The following is a 14,814-nucleotide window of genomic DNA, read 5'->3' as shown; positions in this document are numbered from 1 at the left end:
GGGGGTAACCTGCTGTAAATTCGGGAAAAAGGAGCGCGCAGCGGCGAATCCGTGCGGCCACGCGCAGCCCGGAAAAGCTAAAACATCGGAGCTTGGGTGTCTGACATGGGAAGCGGGGACAAGCCCCGTGACCGGCCAGTCATGGCGTCGATCCGCGGGAACCGCGAATCGACGCCGATGTCGGCTCAGAGCCGGCGTTTGCGGTTGAGCGTCGGTATGGTGGTTTGCGGGACTTCAACCTGTCTGGCCTGCGCCGAAGTCTGGGCCGCCAGCGCGGCCAGGGTCGGCTGACTGAACAGCGTGCGGGCATCGACGTGCAGCCCGGCCTGACGCATGCGCGCCACCAGACTGACCGCCAGCAGCGAATGCCCGCCGAGTTCGAAGAAGTGATCGTTGCGCCCGACCTGCTCCAGTTGCAGCACCTCGGCCCAGATCTGCGCCAGCCTGATTTCGACTTCGCCCTCGGGCGCCTCGTAGCGGCGACTGAGCACCGCCTCCGCCCCCGGTGCCGGCAAGGCCTTGCGGTCGACCTTGTCGTTGGGGGTCAGGGGCAAGGCATCGAGCTTCACATAAGCGCCCGGCGCCATGTACTCCGGCAAGCGCTCCAACACGTGGGCGCGCAAGCTTTCGATACGTGGCGCGTCGAAGCCTTCACGCACGGTGAAATATGCTACCAGGCGTTCGTCACGCACCAGCACCACGGCTTCACGCACGGCCGGATGCTCGATCAGCCGCGCTTCGATTTCCCCCGGTTCCAGACGCAGCCCGCGCAGCTTGACCTGGAAGTCGTTGCGCCCGAGGAATTCGAGGTTGCCGTCCGCCCGGTAGCGCACCAGATCGCCGGTGCGGTACAGGCGATCACCCGCCACGAACGGGCTGTCGATGAAGCGCTCGGCCTGCATCTGCGGCAGTCCCAGATAACCGCGCGCGACTCCGACCCCGCCGATGTGCAGGTGACCGCTGACCCCGAACGGCACCGGTTGGTCGTGGGCGTCCAGCACATAGAGCCGGGTGTTGCTCAACGCCTTGCCGATTGGCACCACGGCTTCCGGCACCGGTTGATCCGGCTCCAGCGTCCAGCCGGTACTGTCGACCGTGGTTTCGGTCGGGCCGTAAACGTTATGCAGACGCACCCATGGCAGGCGCTCGCGAACGCGCCGGGCCAGTGCGGCAGTCAGTTCACCGCCACCGTTGAGCACGTCGGTCAGGCTGGTGCACTGGCTGACATCTTCCTGCTCGATGAACTGTTGCAGCAGCGCCGGCACGAACTTGACCACGGTGATCTGCCGTTCGCGAATCACCTGGGTCACATAAGCCGAATCGCGGTTGCCGTCGGGACGCGCCAGCACCAGCCGCAGGCCGGAACACAGCGGCCAGAAGATCTCCCACACCGAACTGTCGAAGCTGAACGGAGCCTTCTGCAACAGCGCACCGTGCCCGGTCGGCGGGCTGATCTGCGAACCCCAGTGCACCATGTTGCAGGCGCTTCGATGCTCGATCATCACGCCCTTCGGCGTGCCGGTGGAACCGGAGGTGTAGATCATGTAGGCCAGGTTTGCAGCGCTCAAACCCGGAACTTGCAGATTGTCGGCGGAGGCGTGCTGCCAGGTGCAACGGTCGAAATCGATGACCGGCACACCCGGATCAGCCAGCAGATTGCGGGTGGCCTCGTGCACCAGCACCGCCACCGGGGCGCTGTCTTGCAACATGTAATGCAGGCGTTCCAGCGGATAGTCGGGATCCAGAGGCACATATGCGCCGCCCGCCTTGAGAATGCCGAGCAGGCCGATGATCAGATCCAGGCTGCGCTCGACGCAGATCGCCACCCGAGAGTCGGGCCGCACGCCTTGCTCGCTTAGGTGATGCGCCAAGCGGTTGGCCTGCTCATTCAACTGGCGATACGTCAGCTGTTGTTCACCGGCCTGCAAGGCGATGGCGTCGGGTCGGCGTTGCACCTGCTGCTCGAACAAGGTCTGCAGCGGCTGATCGATCGGGCAATCGACTTCGCTGGCGTTGAACTCGACCAGCAGTTGTTCAAGCTCCGCCGCCGGCAGGATCGGCAAGCGATTGAGCGGCTGTTGCGGCGTTTGCTCCAGGGCATCGACCAATGCCTGCAACGCGGTTTGCACGTAGTCGCCGATGCGCCGGGCGCCGATGCTGATCAGGGTTCGCGTGGTGATCTGCAAGGCGCTGCCCAGGTCATCGACGCTCAAGGTCAGCGGGTAGTTGGTGCGTTCTTCGTTGTCCAGGGTCTGGATGCCTTGCCAGGCCGGGTCCGACGCCGACTCCTGCACTTCAAGGTCGGTGTGCCGATAGTTGAGCAACGCACTGAACAGCGGCGCCGGTGACGCAACGCCGCTGCAACGCTGGGCCAGCGCCAGTGACGCATGTTCGTGCCCGAGCAAGTCGGTCAGTCGGGCGTGGGTAAGCAACACGGCATCACGCGCGCCTCGGTCCATGTCCACTCGCAAAGGCAAGGTGTTGATGAACACCCCGAGCGCCCGGTCCGCGCCCTCCCCACCCTGCATGCGGCCCATGAACACTGTGCCGAACACCACATGTTCCTGCCCCGAGGTCGCCGCCAGCACCTGCGCCCAGGCCAGGTGAATCAGGCTGGCCACGCTGACGCCTGCCTGTCGCGCTTGCAGACGCAAGCGGCGGTCCAGTTCAGGCGCAAGCGTTCGCACGGCTTCGTCGATGCCGCGACCGTCGCCCTGCACGTCCTGCAATCCGAACGGCAGGGTCGGCTCGTCGATGTCGGCAAGCATTTCGCGGAAAAACGCTTCATGTTCCTGCTCGCTGACACCGAGCCGGGTCTGGGCCACGTAATTGCGATACGGCACCGCTGGCGGCAACGGCTCACTCTGCCCCAACAGGTTGGCGCGCATTTCATGACGCAGGACTTCCAGGGCGATGTGATCCAGCGCCAGGTGATGGAACAACAGAATCGCCACGATCCGCCCATGGGCCGGATCGCGGGCATATATCAGCCGGATCAGCGGCGCCTGACTGACGTCGATGCGATAACGCCGGGCATCGAAGCGCTCGTGCAACTGCGCGAGGACATCGCCCTCGGCCGGATCAAGGATGACTTCCTGCACCGGCAATTCGGCCTTGCGCCAGACCACTTGCACCGGCGTGGTCAAACCTTCCCAGACCACCGCAGTGCGCAGGATGTCGTGCCGCGCCATGACCTGACGCAGCGCCGCCGCATAGGCCTCGATCCGCTCAACGCTGTCGAATGCCAGCTGCGATTGCAGCAGGTACGGGTCGCCCTGCGCGGCGGTGATGTGGTGATAGAGGATGCCTTCCTGCAACGGCGCCAGTGGATAAATGTCCTGCACGTTAGCCGCCCCGCCCGGCACCGTGGCGATGATACGGTCGAGGGTGACCTGATCCAGTTGCACCAACGGCAAAAGGTCTGGGGTGATCTGCGTGCAACCCGGCGGAATGCGATTGGCCGGCACTTCAACTTCGCGACCACTGCCCACCGACGCGGCGAGCGCCGCAAGCGTCGGCTGGCCGAACAGCACGCGCACGTCGCTGCTCATGCCGAGCTGGCGCATGCGCTCGATCAGGTTGACCGCCAGCAACGAGTGCCCGCCCAGTTCGAAAAAATGATCGTGACGCCCAACCTTTTCGACTTGCAGCACCTCAGCCCAGATCTGCGCCAGCAGGATTTCGACGTCACCTTGCGGGGCTTCGTATTCGCGGCGGATCAACGCCTCCGGCCCCGGCGCCGGCAACGCCTGGCGATCCAGTTTGCCGTTGGCGGTCAGGGGCAACGCCGTCAAGCGCACGTAAGCCGACGGCAGCATCGCGCTCGGCAGACGGGTTTGCAGATGGGCATGCAACTGCGTGATGTCCAGCGGTTGTTTTTCGGTGAACCAGGCCAGCAACTGCCCGTCACGCACCAGCACCACCGCGTCGCGCACCGATTCATGGCTGCTCAACGCCGCTTCGATTTCGCCGGGCTCGATGCGCACGCCACGGATTTTCACCTGATCGTCGTTGCGGCCCAGATACTCGATGCTGCCGTCCGGGCGCCAGCGTGCAAGGTCGCCGGTGCGGTACATCCGCGCGTTGGGCTGGCTGCTGAACGGATCGTCGAGAAAGCGCTCGGCGGTCAATTCCGGACGGTTGAAGTAACCCCGCGCCACCCCGGCACCACCGACGTAGAGCTCACCGGTCACGCCAATCGGCACCGGTCGCTGTCGGTCATCCAGCAGATAGGTCGTGGCATTGCTCACGGGTTTGCCGATATGCAGCGCCCGGCCCGGTTCGATCCGCCCTGAGGTGGCAACCACGGTGGCCTCGGTCGGGCCGTAGTTGTTGATCACCTCGAACGTTTGCTCGCGATTGAACTGACGCAGGCGATCACCGCCAATCAGCAGGGTGCGCAGGGTCGGGTGTTCGAGGTGGCGGCTGAAGGCGTATTCGGCAATCGGGGTCGGCAGGAAACTCACGTCCAGCGGTTGCGCACGCCACCAGTCAAGCAGCGCGTCGATGTCTTCGCCGCCGTCGCGGGACGGCGCCAGGTGCAGGGTCGCGCCGGCACACAATGCCGGCCAGACTTCCCAGGCCATGGCGTCGAAACCGAAGCCGGCCAGGCTCGAGGTGTGGCGACCCGCGCCCAGGTCGAAAGCCGTGCAATGCCAGTCGACCAGATTCGACAGGGTCCGATGTTCGACCATCACGCCTTTGGGCTGGCCAGTGGAGCCGGAGGTGTAGATGACGTAGGCCAGATGCGCGGTGGTCAGGCCCGAGACGTCGGGGTTGAGATCGTTGACCGGCCAGGTGCGCGGATCGATGTCGATCACCGGCACATTCAGCACCGGCAGACGTTCACGCAGATTGCTCTGGGTCAGGACCACGACCGGCGCGCTGTCGCTCAATAAATAGCTCAAACGCTCCGCAGGATGCGCCGGATCGACCGGCACGTAACCGGCGCCGGACTTGAGGATTGCCAGCAACGCGACCAGCGTGTCCAGCCCTCGACGGGCGACTAGCGCCACGCGGTCGTCGGGTCGCACGCCGAGTCCGGTCAAGTGATGGGCCAGGGCGTTGGCCCTTCGGTTCAGCTCGGCATAGGTCAGCCGTTGTCCCTGGGATTGGGCTGCCACCGCATCCGGCCGCATCGCCGCTTGCGCTTCGATGCGCTGATGAATGGTCAGCCCATCGGGGTAATCAGCGCGCGTGTCATTCCACTCTTGCAGCAACGTCGACTCGGCTGGCAGGTTCAGACTGAAATCGCCCACCGCCAGCGAGGTGTCTTCAAGCCCCTGCTCCAGCACCCACAGCAATCGGCCGCACAGCGCCGCGATTTCATCCGCGTCAAAGTAGGCCTCGTTGTACACCATGTACAAACTGTCCTCTTCGTCGCCTCGGCTGCTCAACAGGTGCACGGACAGCGGTGTGCCCTCTTCGTGGTTGGACACTTTGACCACCCGCCCCCGCGCCTCTCCGTAGCGGTATTCATGGGCGTCCCGCTCATAGGAGACAGTCACTTCGAACAGCTGTGAACGATCCTCGCGCAGCAGACCCAGCGCGCGATTCATCTCACTCAGGGGAAAACGCTGATGGCGGAAATCCTGCTTCAGTTCATCGCGAACGGCCTTGACCAGCGCTCCGAACGCCAGCTCACGCCCGAACCCCATGCGCACGGCGCTGACCTGGGTAAACAGCCCGAGGGTCGACTTGAAACGTGCGCCGGATCGATTGAGCAACGGCAAGCCCACCACCCATTCATCGCGCTGGCCAATGCGGCTGAAGTACACATGCATCGCCGCCAGCAGGAAGTGCAGCGCCGAAGCCCCGTACTCTGCGGCCACCTGCTTCATACGGTCGTGAAGGCGCGCCGGAAAGACCTGCGAAAAAATCCGCGTCGGAACCGTCGCACCAGCAAAACGCTCCTGATAGCGCGGCAACAGCAACGGTTCGGGAAGATGCCGGTATTTGTCCAGCCAGTACGCACGGTCACGCGCATAGCGGGCGGACTCGTAATACCGTGCGTCGTCATGAATGAAGTCGACATAGGACGGCGCCGAATCCGGCGGCCGTTGCCCGAGTGCCAGGGCGTTGTAAATTTCGTCGAGGGACTTGAGCATTTCGCCAAAGCCCCAGCCATCGACAATCAAGTGGTGAGCCTGAAGCGAAAACCAATGGCAGCGATCATCAAGACGGATCAGGCAGAAACGAAACAACGGCCCGCCGTCCAGCGTGAACGGCTGTTCGATGCGCTCCTGAGTCAACCGGCGCGCCGCAGCCTCGGGCTTGGGATGGGCACTGAAGTCATGGAACGGCATCGGCACCGGCATCGATGGCGCAAAACGCTGCAACGGCAGACCGTGCTCACCAGCGCCCAGCAGCAGGCTGGTGCGCAGGGCGTCATGCCGGGCCACGAGGCCTTCAAGGGACGCGTGCATCAACGCAGGATCAAGGACACCGGTCATCTCGACATAACCACCGATGTTGTACACCGGCGAATCCCCCTGACGCAGTTGATCGAGCCAGATGTCACGCTGGGCAGCGGTCAGCGGGAAGGCTTCGGAAATCGCGGACAGACCGTCCGCCGCATCGGCAGCAAATTGGTTCATAAGATCCGTCTCATGTGATTTTGGCGCGTATTCAAGCATCGGCCCCAAAACCCGCATGACACGTGAAACCCGGACAACTCCCCCTTCCTGGTGCTGCCCTGCGGGCTGACAGACCCCGACCAGCCGGCCATCCCTCCAAAAGTTCGGAAAGAAATGGCTGAAAATCCTGTAGGACAATCGCCATCCACCTGCGCTGACTACGACTCCGCAATCATCGGACTTGACGCTCTGAACCCCGATTTTCGGGGTTCTCACGAGACCGCACAGTCACGTCCTACATGGCTGTCACCCTAGGACTGACAGAAACGTGGCGCCATTAATCCGGAAATAGTGGCACTTTGTGTCCCCGTTTTCCCCTACAGACGTAGGACAAATGCATAGGCTTAAATCCCGCTCCAGATCGATTTCAAGGAGAAATGACTGGGTGGTGGCTTCACAGGTGCATGCACGGCAGATGATTCGGCAATGGCTTTAAATCAGGGATGACAAGGATATGAATCTGACCGGCAGTCTTCGCAACATGGAAAACCCGCACTTCTACTGGCAACTGGGCGAGTTGATCGCCAGTACGGGGAATGAACGATTCGCCTCCAACATGTTTCAGTTGGTCGACACCCTGGTGCCGGTCAACCGGGTCGATCTCAGCGAATGGACACTCGACGAGCGCGAGGCCAGCGTGGTCGAGATCAAGGCCTTGGGCAGCGCCGGTTTGCCGGATACTTTCCCGCCTCCGGACCCGCTGCAATGCCAGGACGATCATCCGCTGTTGCAGAAGATGATCGAGATGAATGACTCGCTGCTGATTCAACTCAAAGCCTCGCTGCAGCAACGACACCCGCACCAAAGCGTCCACCAGTGCAATCTGGTGTCACGCACCTCCAACCGCCGCTGTGTCATCTCGTTCTGTCGTCCTCACACGCACCGGGTGTTTTCCCTGCCGGAGCTGTCGTTTCTCAAAAGCCTGTCCGACACCCTGCTGCCGTTGATCGAGCGTCACGCGCAGATCCGTCGGCAAATCATCGCCCGGCAACCGCGCCCACTTCAGGCCGATCAGGAGCAGACACCGTTGCAACAGGTGTTCGACGAGCGCCTGGCACTGGGCGACATCACCCTGTCAGTGCGTGAGAAGGAAGTCTGCCTCGGCCTACTGACCGGCGGCACCGTGCCGCAGATGGCTGAACGGTTGCGGGTCAAGAACAGCTCGATCGAGACCTACCTCAAACGCGCGGCCGCCAAGCTCGGGGTCAGTGGTCGTCATGGTCTGGCGAAATGGATGGCCGGGGCCTGATCCGGCGTTTTCTCATCACGGGCCTTCGCGCCCACTCCTATATGTGAACGAGGCTGTTTGATGTCCAGGTTGCCGATCTCCCTGCTGTCCATGGCGTTGCTGATGGGCGGTTGCTCGTTGATTCCAGATTATCAGCGCCCGGCGTCACCCAGCGCGGCGCAATATCCCAAAGGCCCCGCCTACCCTGCGCCAACCCAGACCACGACCGCTGTCGAGGACTGGCGCGGGCTGTTCAATGATCCGGCGTTGCAGCAGTTGATTGAAAGCGCACTGGTCAATAACCGTGACCTGCGCGTTGCGGCACTGAACGTCGAAGCATTCCAGGCGCAGTACCGCATTCAGCGCGCCGATCTGCTGCCGGCGGTTTCAGCCAATGCCAATGAGCTGCGCCAACGGGTGCCGGCCAGCGTGACCAAAACCAAAGCGGCGATCACCTCGACCTACTCGGCGAACCTCGGCATCAGCGCCTACGAACTGGATTTTTTCGGCAGGGTCCGCAGCCTCAGCGAACAGGCCTTGATGAGCTGGCTGGCCACCGAAGAAGCCCGGCGTAGCGCGCAATTGAGCCTGGTGGCCAACGTCGCCAATGCCTACCTGACCTGGCGCGCCGATCAGGAGTTGCTGGCCCTGGCCCAGGAAACCCTGGCTGCCGACGAGAAAAGCCTGCACCTGACCACCCGCAACCGCGAGGCCGGAAAATCTTCGGCGCTGGATCAGATCCAGGCGCAGACCAGTGTCGACAGCACCCGCGCCAGCCTCGCCCGCTATCAACGCCAGGTCGCTCAGGACCTTAACAGCCTGACCCTGCTGGTCGGGGCACCGGTTCCGGAAACGCTGCCGGCACGTCCACTGGCCAGTGATCTGGTGGCGCAAGTCCCGGCCGGATTGCCGTCGGATCTGCTGCAACGCCGGCCAGACATTCTTCAGGCCGAATACAAGCTTAAAGCGGCCAACGCCAATATCGGCGCGGCCCGGGCGGCGTTCTTCCCCAGTGTCAGCCTGACCGCCAACGCCGGAACCTCCAGTCGCGACCTGTCGGGTCTGTTCAAGGGTGGCTCCGGTGCCTGGACCTTCCAGCCGCAGATCAACCTGCCGATCTTCAACGCCGGCAGCCTGCGCGCCAGCCTCGATTACGCAAAGTTGCAGAAGGACATCACCGTCGCCGAATACGAAAAGACCATTCAGACCGCCTTCCAGGAAGTCTCCGACGGTCTCGCCGCGCGGGAGACCTATCAGCAACAGCTTCAGGCCCAGCGCGATCTGGTGCAGGCGACCCAGGACTATTACGACATGGCGCAGCACCGCTATCGGACCGGGGTCGATAGCAGCCTGACGTTCCTCGATGCACAGCGTTCGCTGTTCAGTTCGCAGCAAGGTCTGATCTCCGACCGGTTGGCGCAACTGGTGGCGCAAGTGAACCTGTACACCGCACTGGGCGGCAGCTGGAGCCCGGTCGAGCCGTCCTCCCAATAACCGCAGGTCATGTTTTCTTACACCTTTTGTCGCCAGATCTGACATCCGTCGGTGATCAAAAACCGACCTGCCGGTTCATTTTGGTATCATGCGCCGCTTTTACGGTTAACCCCCCGCCTGTCTTGCTGACCGGCGGGCTGCAAAGGGCGGTATTAGATGACGGCTTTGTTGACTCGCCGCAAGGTGCTTGCGGGAATGGGCGTGCTTGGTCTGGGCTTGCTCGCCGGCTGCGACACCCGCGGCCAACTGTCGTACAAGTACGGCAAGGATCTGAGTGACAAGATCCTCGGGCGCACCTTCAAGCTCAAGGACACCGAAGGCAACACCGTGACGCTGTCGAGCTTTCGCGGCCTGATGCCGATGATCTTCTTCGGTTTCACCCAGTGCCCGGCCGTCTGCCCGACGACACTGGCCCGCGCGGCAAAGATCAAGAAGCTGATGGGCAAGGATGGCGACATCCTGCAAGTGGTGTTCATCACCCTCGACCCGGAACGCGACACGCCGCAAATCCTCGACGCCTACGTCAAGACCTTCGACCCGAGCTTCGTCGCCCTGTACGGCACCCTTGAGGAAACCAAGGCGACCGCCAAGGAATTCGACGTCTTCTACGAAAAAGTCCCTGCCGGCGACACCTACACCCTGTCGCACACGTCCACCAGTTATGTCTACGACACCCGCGGCAACCTGCGCGTGGGTCTGTCCCAATCGCTTTCTGCACAAGAGTGTACGGAAGATTTGCAAACCGTCATGGAGGTCTGCTGATGAACCCTTTTCTGAACAACATCAAACGTGCCGCACTGGGCCTGTCCCTGCTGGGCCTGGCCTTCCAGGTTTCCGCGCAGACCAAGGTCGATGACGCCTGGGTCCGTGCAACCGTGCCAAGCCAGTCGGCCAGCGGCGCGTTCATGACCGTCACCGCCGACAGCGACAGCAAGCTGCTCAGCGTTGCATCGCCAGTGGCCAAGGACGTGCAGATCCACGAAATGACCATGAAGAACGACGTGATGAGCATGGGCCCGGTCAACGCGGTCGACCTGCCGGCCGGCAAGGCTGTGAAGCTCGATCCGAACGGCTACCATGTAATGCTGATGGGCCTGAAGGGTCAACTGAAGGAAGGCGACACCGTGCCGCTGACCCTGACCGTGGAAAACGCCAAGGGCGAGAAGCAAGCCATCGAAGTCCAGGCGCCGGTGCGCTCGCTGACCAACATGGAAGGCCACGATCACAGCAAGATGCATTGATCGCCGGCTGACGGCTTTACGGCTTCAAAAAACAAACGGGGCGGTAAGATCGACGATCATGCCGCCCCGTTTGCATCTGAATGTCAGACCAGTTTCAACTCGACTTCGATATTGTTGCGCGTGGCCTTGGAGTACGGGCACACCTGATGCGCCGCATCCACCAGTTGCTGCGCCGCGCCGCGTTCCATGCCCGGCAGGCTCACATTGAGCCGTGCCTGCAACAGATACCCTCCCGAGTTGGTGCCCAGGTCCACTTCGGCATCCACCGCCAGGTCCGCTGGCAGGCTGATCTTCTGCTGCCCCGCCACCGCTTTCATCGCGCCGATGAAGCATGCCGACCAGCCGGCAGCGAACAGTTGTTCCGGATTGGTCCCACCGCCGTTGGTGCCGGGGGACGACAACTTCACATCGAGAATCCCGTCAGAACTGCGCGACGCACCGTCACGTCCGCCGGTGGTGTGGGTCTTTGCGGTGTAGAGGACTTTTTCGATCTGGCTCATGACGATCTCCTGATAGACAACCTGTCTTCTCGGCGCCCCCTCTTTCAAGATATGGATACGCCACCCGTTTCGCACAGCCTTGTCACTATAGACGGGGGTTTGCGGACTACAGGTGCAACGGATGTATGGCAGATGGCATCAGAATAGGTGCCGATGATTCCGGTCGGGCTGTTCTGCTGGACGGTCGTGCGTGACATGCGCCGCCTCGATGAAATGTACCTGCGGATCCAGTTCGAAGCCTTGGGCTTTGCGTTCGCGGCCTCGGCTTTGTTGACGTTCACTTACGGTTTTCTGGAAACTGTCGGCGCCCCGCACATTCGGCCTGCGTATCGCCCGGCGTCGTTACCAATGAAAAACCGCCTCAAGGAACTGCGCGCCGAGCGCAAGTGGTCGCAGGTGGATCTGGCCGAACGCCTCAACGTTTCGCGCCAGACCATCAATGCGATCGAGAACGAACGCTATGACCCAAGCCTGCCCCTGGCCTTTCAGATTGCCCGAACGTTCGAAATGCCGATTGAAAGCATTTTCGATGATGGACAAAGCGTCATGTGATCGAATTCAACGATGACGCGCCAACGCATCACGCACGTTCTGCCTGGATAGCTTTGAAGTATTGGTTTGAGCGTGATCTTGCGCTTGAGTGGAGGCTGGCGGCAGTGACTGTCCATTCAACAGCAGCTTCTTGCGCTTGACCACCTGCCGCCACTGGTAACCGAAATAACCCGCGGCCATGAAAAATCCCAGCGTTCCTGAAAACAAACCCACAAAAAACCACAGAAAAAAGGTGATCAGCAACGTCTTCCAGTTGAACACCGACAAGGACTTGCCGGCAGGCGTCTGTTTGTCTTCGATCGGTTCAGGTTCAACATTTGGCACTTGCTGAACGCCATCCAGATCAAAACGCAAGGCGACATCCATACCCGGCATTTGCACCTGGATCTGGTTGCCTTCCACAGACTGGACCCGAATCTCGCCATTGATGATCGAAGCCGAGCTGAAGCTGATGTGGGTTTCGCGGCGGATTTCACCGTTCACCAGCGTCACCACTGTGGGATTGTCACCATTGGCACTTTTACGCATGTCGACTCCTTGAGGGTTCACGCCGGACCACGTGAATAAAGCAGATCCCGAAGGCGCGAATGCTACTGAGTGGCCATCACCCTGTCCATAAAGAGTGGCCTTCATCATGGCGTTCGATGACCAGTGCTTAGCCGTTTCCACCAGACTTCATAGCCTCAGGTATCGCGTGTCAAAGGCGCAATAAACAGCCTGAAACAATTAATCCCCTGTTTCGCTGGGGCCGAAAACGGCCTTCCCTTCCGTTGATACGAACGCAGGTCAAGGCTTCAGGCAATTCGACCAGATCGTATACGCGTTCGCCTGCGGATCAGTCTCGTGTTTAAAAGGGCGATCAGACAGCCCACGCTTGGTATCATCGCCCACACTTTTATGACGGTTTGATGGCTGGAAGGTCTTTTTTGTGAGCGCTCTTTTTCAACGGCTTCGGCACCCCGACGCCCGTCTTCTCTCTTTGATTTTTCTGGTACTGATCGTGCCGGTGTGCCTGCGTGCGGCACTCGGCTGGTCGAGCCTGTTCGGTTATCTTTCGGACCTGGCCATCGGCAGCCTGCTGGTGGTCCTGCTACATCGCCGACCGTGGTGGCTAGGGCTACCAGTGCTGGTGTTCTGGGGTTTGCTGGCGGTGGCGACAGCAGAACTGGTCAGCGCGGTCGGGCGCCTGCCCAATCCCCAGGACCTGCATTACCTGATCGACCCGCAATTCGTCGAGAACTCCACCGGCGGCGGCTTCGCCCATCCAGGAGTGGCCGGTGCATTGCTGCTGGGCGTGTTGCTATGGCTGGCGACGCAGTGGGCAAACCGCGGAACTCCTGCCCCGGCCCTGCCCCGCGCTGTGTGGTCGGCACCGGTGTTGCTGTTCGCCGCCCATTGGGGCGCACAGAATCTTTCGCCGAGCGACGCCGACCCATGGCGTCTGTACAACCTGCCGCATCAGTTGCTCGCCGCGCAGGTGGCCGACGCGCAGATGCAGGCCGAAGAATGGCTGGAAGGTGGCAGCGAAGTACCCGCGCCATCGATGGCCGGGCTCACCGACCTCGACTTGAACGGCCACTCATTACTGGCCGCTAAAGGTCAGGCGCGCAACGTGCTGATCGTTGCCGTCGAAGGCATTCCCGGCGCCTACATCCGCGCCAATCGCGAGGCCATCGGCAGCCATTATCAGGAAGACCTGATGCCCAAGCTCAGCCGCTGGGCCGAGCGCGGCATGAACACGCCGGACTACGTGCTGCACACGCACCAGACCATTCGCGGCCTGTACGCCATGCTTTGCGGCGATTACGACAAGCTGAACAACGGCACGCCCAAAGGCGTGGAAATGCTGACCCAGAATGAACGCAACCAGGCCTGCCTGCCGGCCCAACTGCGCCAGCACGGTTTCAGCACTCACTACCTGCAAGGCGCCGGTCTGCGCTTCATGGCCAAAGACAAGATCATGCCGCACATCGGCTTCGATGCGACCCATGGCCTCGAGTGGTTCAGCAACGCCAACTACCTGGAATTTCCATGGGGCAAAGACGACAAGGCGTTCTTCGAAGGCGCATTGGGTTATGTCGGCCAACTGAAGAAACAGAAAAAGCCGTGGATGCTGACCCTGCTGACCGTCGGCACCCATCAGCCCTACTCCGCGCCGGAAGACTACCTGCAACGCTACGACACACCGAAACAGGCGGCCGTCGGCTATCTGGACGACGCACTGGACGAGTTCCTCAGCGGCCTCGAACGTCAGGGCGTGCTGAAAGACACGCTGGTGGTGATCACCTCGGACGAATCCCATGGCATCGATGGCGTGCGGCTGGCGTCGTCCTGGGGCTTCAACCTGACCCTGGCGCCGGAACAGGCCCAGTTGCCGCACCTGAATGCCGGGGTCTACGGGCATGTCGATCTGAGCGCATCGATCCTCGATTACTTTGACCTGCCGGTGCCTGCCGCACTCAGCGGCCGCTCGCTGTTTCGCGACTACGACACCGGGCGCGAAATCATGTCCTTCACCAACGGCAAATTGCGCTACCACGACGGCCACGGCATCCTCACCGAATGCGACATGCCGCGACGCTGCCGCGCCTACGCCAGCGAAGGCTTCATCGCCGAAAGCGCGACGTTCAAGGGCAATGCCAGCGGCCAGAATGCGCGGCAGATTGCGGCCCGCGCCGATGCTCTGGACCTGTCGCTGCTGCGCACTCCGCTGAACCAGCGCTATCAGTTCGGCAGCGACAACATCATCCCGCTGCAAGCGCAGATCAAGGATGACTGGGCCGACAACCTGATCGGCGCGCAGTACCTGGAAATGCCCAAGGGCTCGCACACTCGCGTGCGCCTGACCGTGCGCTCGATGGACCCGCAGCAGGTGGCGTACATCCAGCTCAAGGCCAAGGAGTTCGAACAGGACGTGCAACTGGGCCTGCCGTCGGAAATGGTCGCCACGGCAGACCAGCCGCTGGAAATGGATTTCAGTTTCGACAACCCGCAACCGCGCAAGGCCTTCTCGTTCCATTTGCTGGGTTATGGGCTGGGGGCGGTGGAGGTCACGGATTTCAGCGTGATCACCGAGCTGCCAGGGCAACAGGATCTGCGGGAGGAACTCCCGGAAGACGAAACCGTTCAGTCGAGCTGATGTCGACGCCAGCGTCACGCGGTTC

At 61.9% G+C, this 14,814-nt stretch carries 9 protein-coding genes; 6 read left to right on the top strand and 3 right to left on the bottom strand.

What is annotated here, in order from left to right; genetic code table 11:
• Nucleotides 1-185 precede the first annotated feature (185 nt).
• The gene (locus NH234_RS12815) at nt 186-6,596 is read right to left on the bottom strand and encodes an amino acid adenylation domain-containing protein (RefSeq protein ID WP_367256796.1); all 6,411 of its coding nucleotides are present in this window, start codon (nt 6,594-6,596) and stop codon (nt 186-188) included.
• A 493-nt stretch (nt 6,597-7,089) separates the two neighbouring features.
• On the opposite strand from NH234_RS12815, the gene NH234_RS12810 reads away from it, so the two are divergent.
• The 4 genes from NH234_RS12810 (at nt 7,090) to NH234_RS12795 (ending at nt 10,598) form a co-directional block, all read left to right on the top strand.
• Complete coding sequence (locus tag NH234_RS12810; protein ID WP_085733050.1) at nt 7,090-7,884, top strand: helix-turn-helix transcriptional regulator; 795 nt, start codon at nt 7,090-7,092, stop codon at nt 7,882-7,884.
• Nucleotides 7,885-7,944: 60 nt separating this feature from the next.
• Nucleotides 7,945-9,357, top strand: a complete 1,413-nt coding sequence (locus NH234_RS12805; RefSeq protein WP_085733051.1) for an efflux transporter outer membrane subunit — start codon at nt 7,945-7,947, stop codon at nt 9,355-9,357.
• Nucleotides 9,358-9,513: 156 nt separating this feature from the next.
• Complete coding sequence (locus tag NH234_RS12800) at nt 9,514-10,119, top strand: SCO family protein (RefSeq protein ID WP_085708575.1); 606 nt, start codon at nt 9,514-9,516, stop codon at nt 10,117-10,119.
• Nucleotides 10,119-10,598, top strand: coding sequence for a copper chaperone PCu(A)C (locus NH234_RS12795; protein WP_085733052.1), 480 nt, complete (start codon nt 10,119-10,121; stop codon nt 10,596-10,598). Before NH234_RS12800 ends, NH234_RS12795 begins: the two co-directional genes overlap by 1 nt.
• A gap of 83 nt (nt 10,599-10,681) precedes the next feature.
• Here the strand turns inward: NH234_RS12795 and NH234_RS12790 are convergent, their stop codons facing one another.
• On the bottom strand, nt 10,682-11,098 hold the full coding sequence (locus NH234_RS12790) for an organic hydroperoxide resistance protein (protein WP_085733053.1): 417 nt from the start codon (nt 11,096-11,098) through the stop codon (nt 10,682-10,684).
• 348 nt (nt 11,099-11,446) lie between these two features.
• Between NH234_RS12790 and NH234_RS12785 the strand changes: the two genes are divergently transcribed.
• Complete coding sequence (locus NH234_RS12785; RefSeq protein ID WP_367257164.1) at nt 11,447-11,650, top strand: helix-turn-helix transcriptional regulator; 204 nt, start codon at nt 11,447-11,449, stop codon at nt 11,648-11,650.
• A 6-nt stretch (nt 11,651-11,656) separates the two neighbouring features.
• Here the strand turns inward: NH234_RS12785 and NH234_RS12780 are convergent, their stop codons facing one another.
• Nucleotides 11,657-12,178, bottom strand: a complete 522-nt coding sequence (locus tag NH234_RS12780) for a hypothetical protein (RefSeq protein ID WP_367256794.1) — start codon at nt 12,176-12,178, stop codon at nt 11,657-11,659.
• Between the two features lie 400 nt (nt 12,179-12,578).
• On the opposite strand from NH234_RS12780, the gene NH234_RS12775 reads away from it, so the two are divergent.
• Complete coding sequence (locus tag NH234_RS12775; protein ID WP_367256792.1) at nt 12,579-14,789, top strand: LTA synthase family protein; 2,211 nt, start codon at nt 12,579-12,581, stop codon at nt 14,787-14,789.
• Nucleotides 14,790-14,814: the final 25 nt, after the last annotated feature.

The sequence above is a fragment of the Pseudomonas sp. stari2 genome (assembly GCF_040760005.1).
Lineage (GTDB): Bacteria > Pseudomonadota > Gammaproteobacteria > Pseudomonadales > Pseudomonadaceae > Aquipseudomonas.
Note: the sequence above shows the minus strand (reverse complement) of the source record. Positions and strands in the feature narration are given on the sequence as shown.

Coding starts and splice junctions, on each gene's coding strand:
- NH234_RS12815 (WP_367256796.1), bottom strand. CDS start 6,596: ATGAACCAATTTGCTGCCGATGCGGCGGACGGTCTGTCCGCGATTTCC.
- NH234_RS12810 (WP_085733050.1), top strand. CDS start 7,090: ATGAATCTGACCGGCAGTCTTCGCAACATGGAAAACCCGCACTTCTAC.
- NH234_RS12805 (WP_085733051.1), top strand. CDS start 7,945: ATGTCCAGGTTGCCGATCTCCCTGCTGTCCATGGCGTTGCTGATGGGC.
- NH234_RS12800 (WP_085708575.1), top strand. CDS start 9,514: ATGACGGCTTTGTTGACTCGCCGCAAGGTGCTTGCGGGAATGGGCGTG.
- NH234_RS12795 (WP_085733052.1), top strand. CDS start 10,119: ATGAACCCTTTTCTGAACAACATCAAACGTGCCGCACTGGGCCTGTCC.
- NH234_RS12790 (WP_085733053.1), bottom strand. CDS start 11,098: ATGAGCCAGATCGAAAAAGTCCTCTACACCGCAAAGACCCACACCACC.
- NH234_RS12785 (WP_367257164.1), top strand. CDS start 11,447: ATGAAAAACCGCCTCAAGGAACTGCGCGCCGAGCGCAAGTGGTCGCAG.
- NH234_RS12780 (WP_367256794.1), bottom strand. CDS start 12,178: ATGCGTAAAAGTGCCAATGGTGACAATCCCACAGTGGTGACGCTGGTG.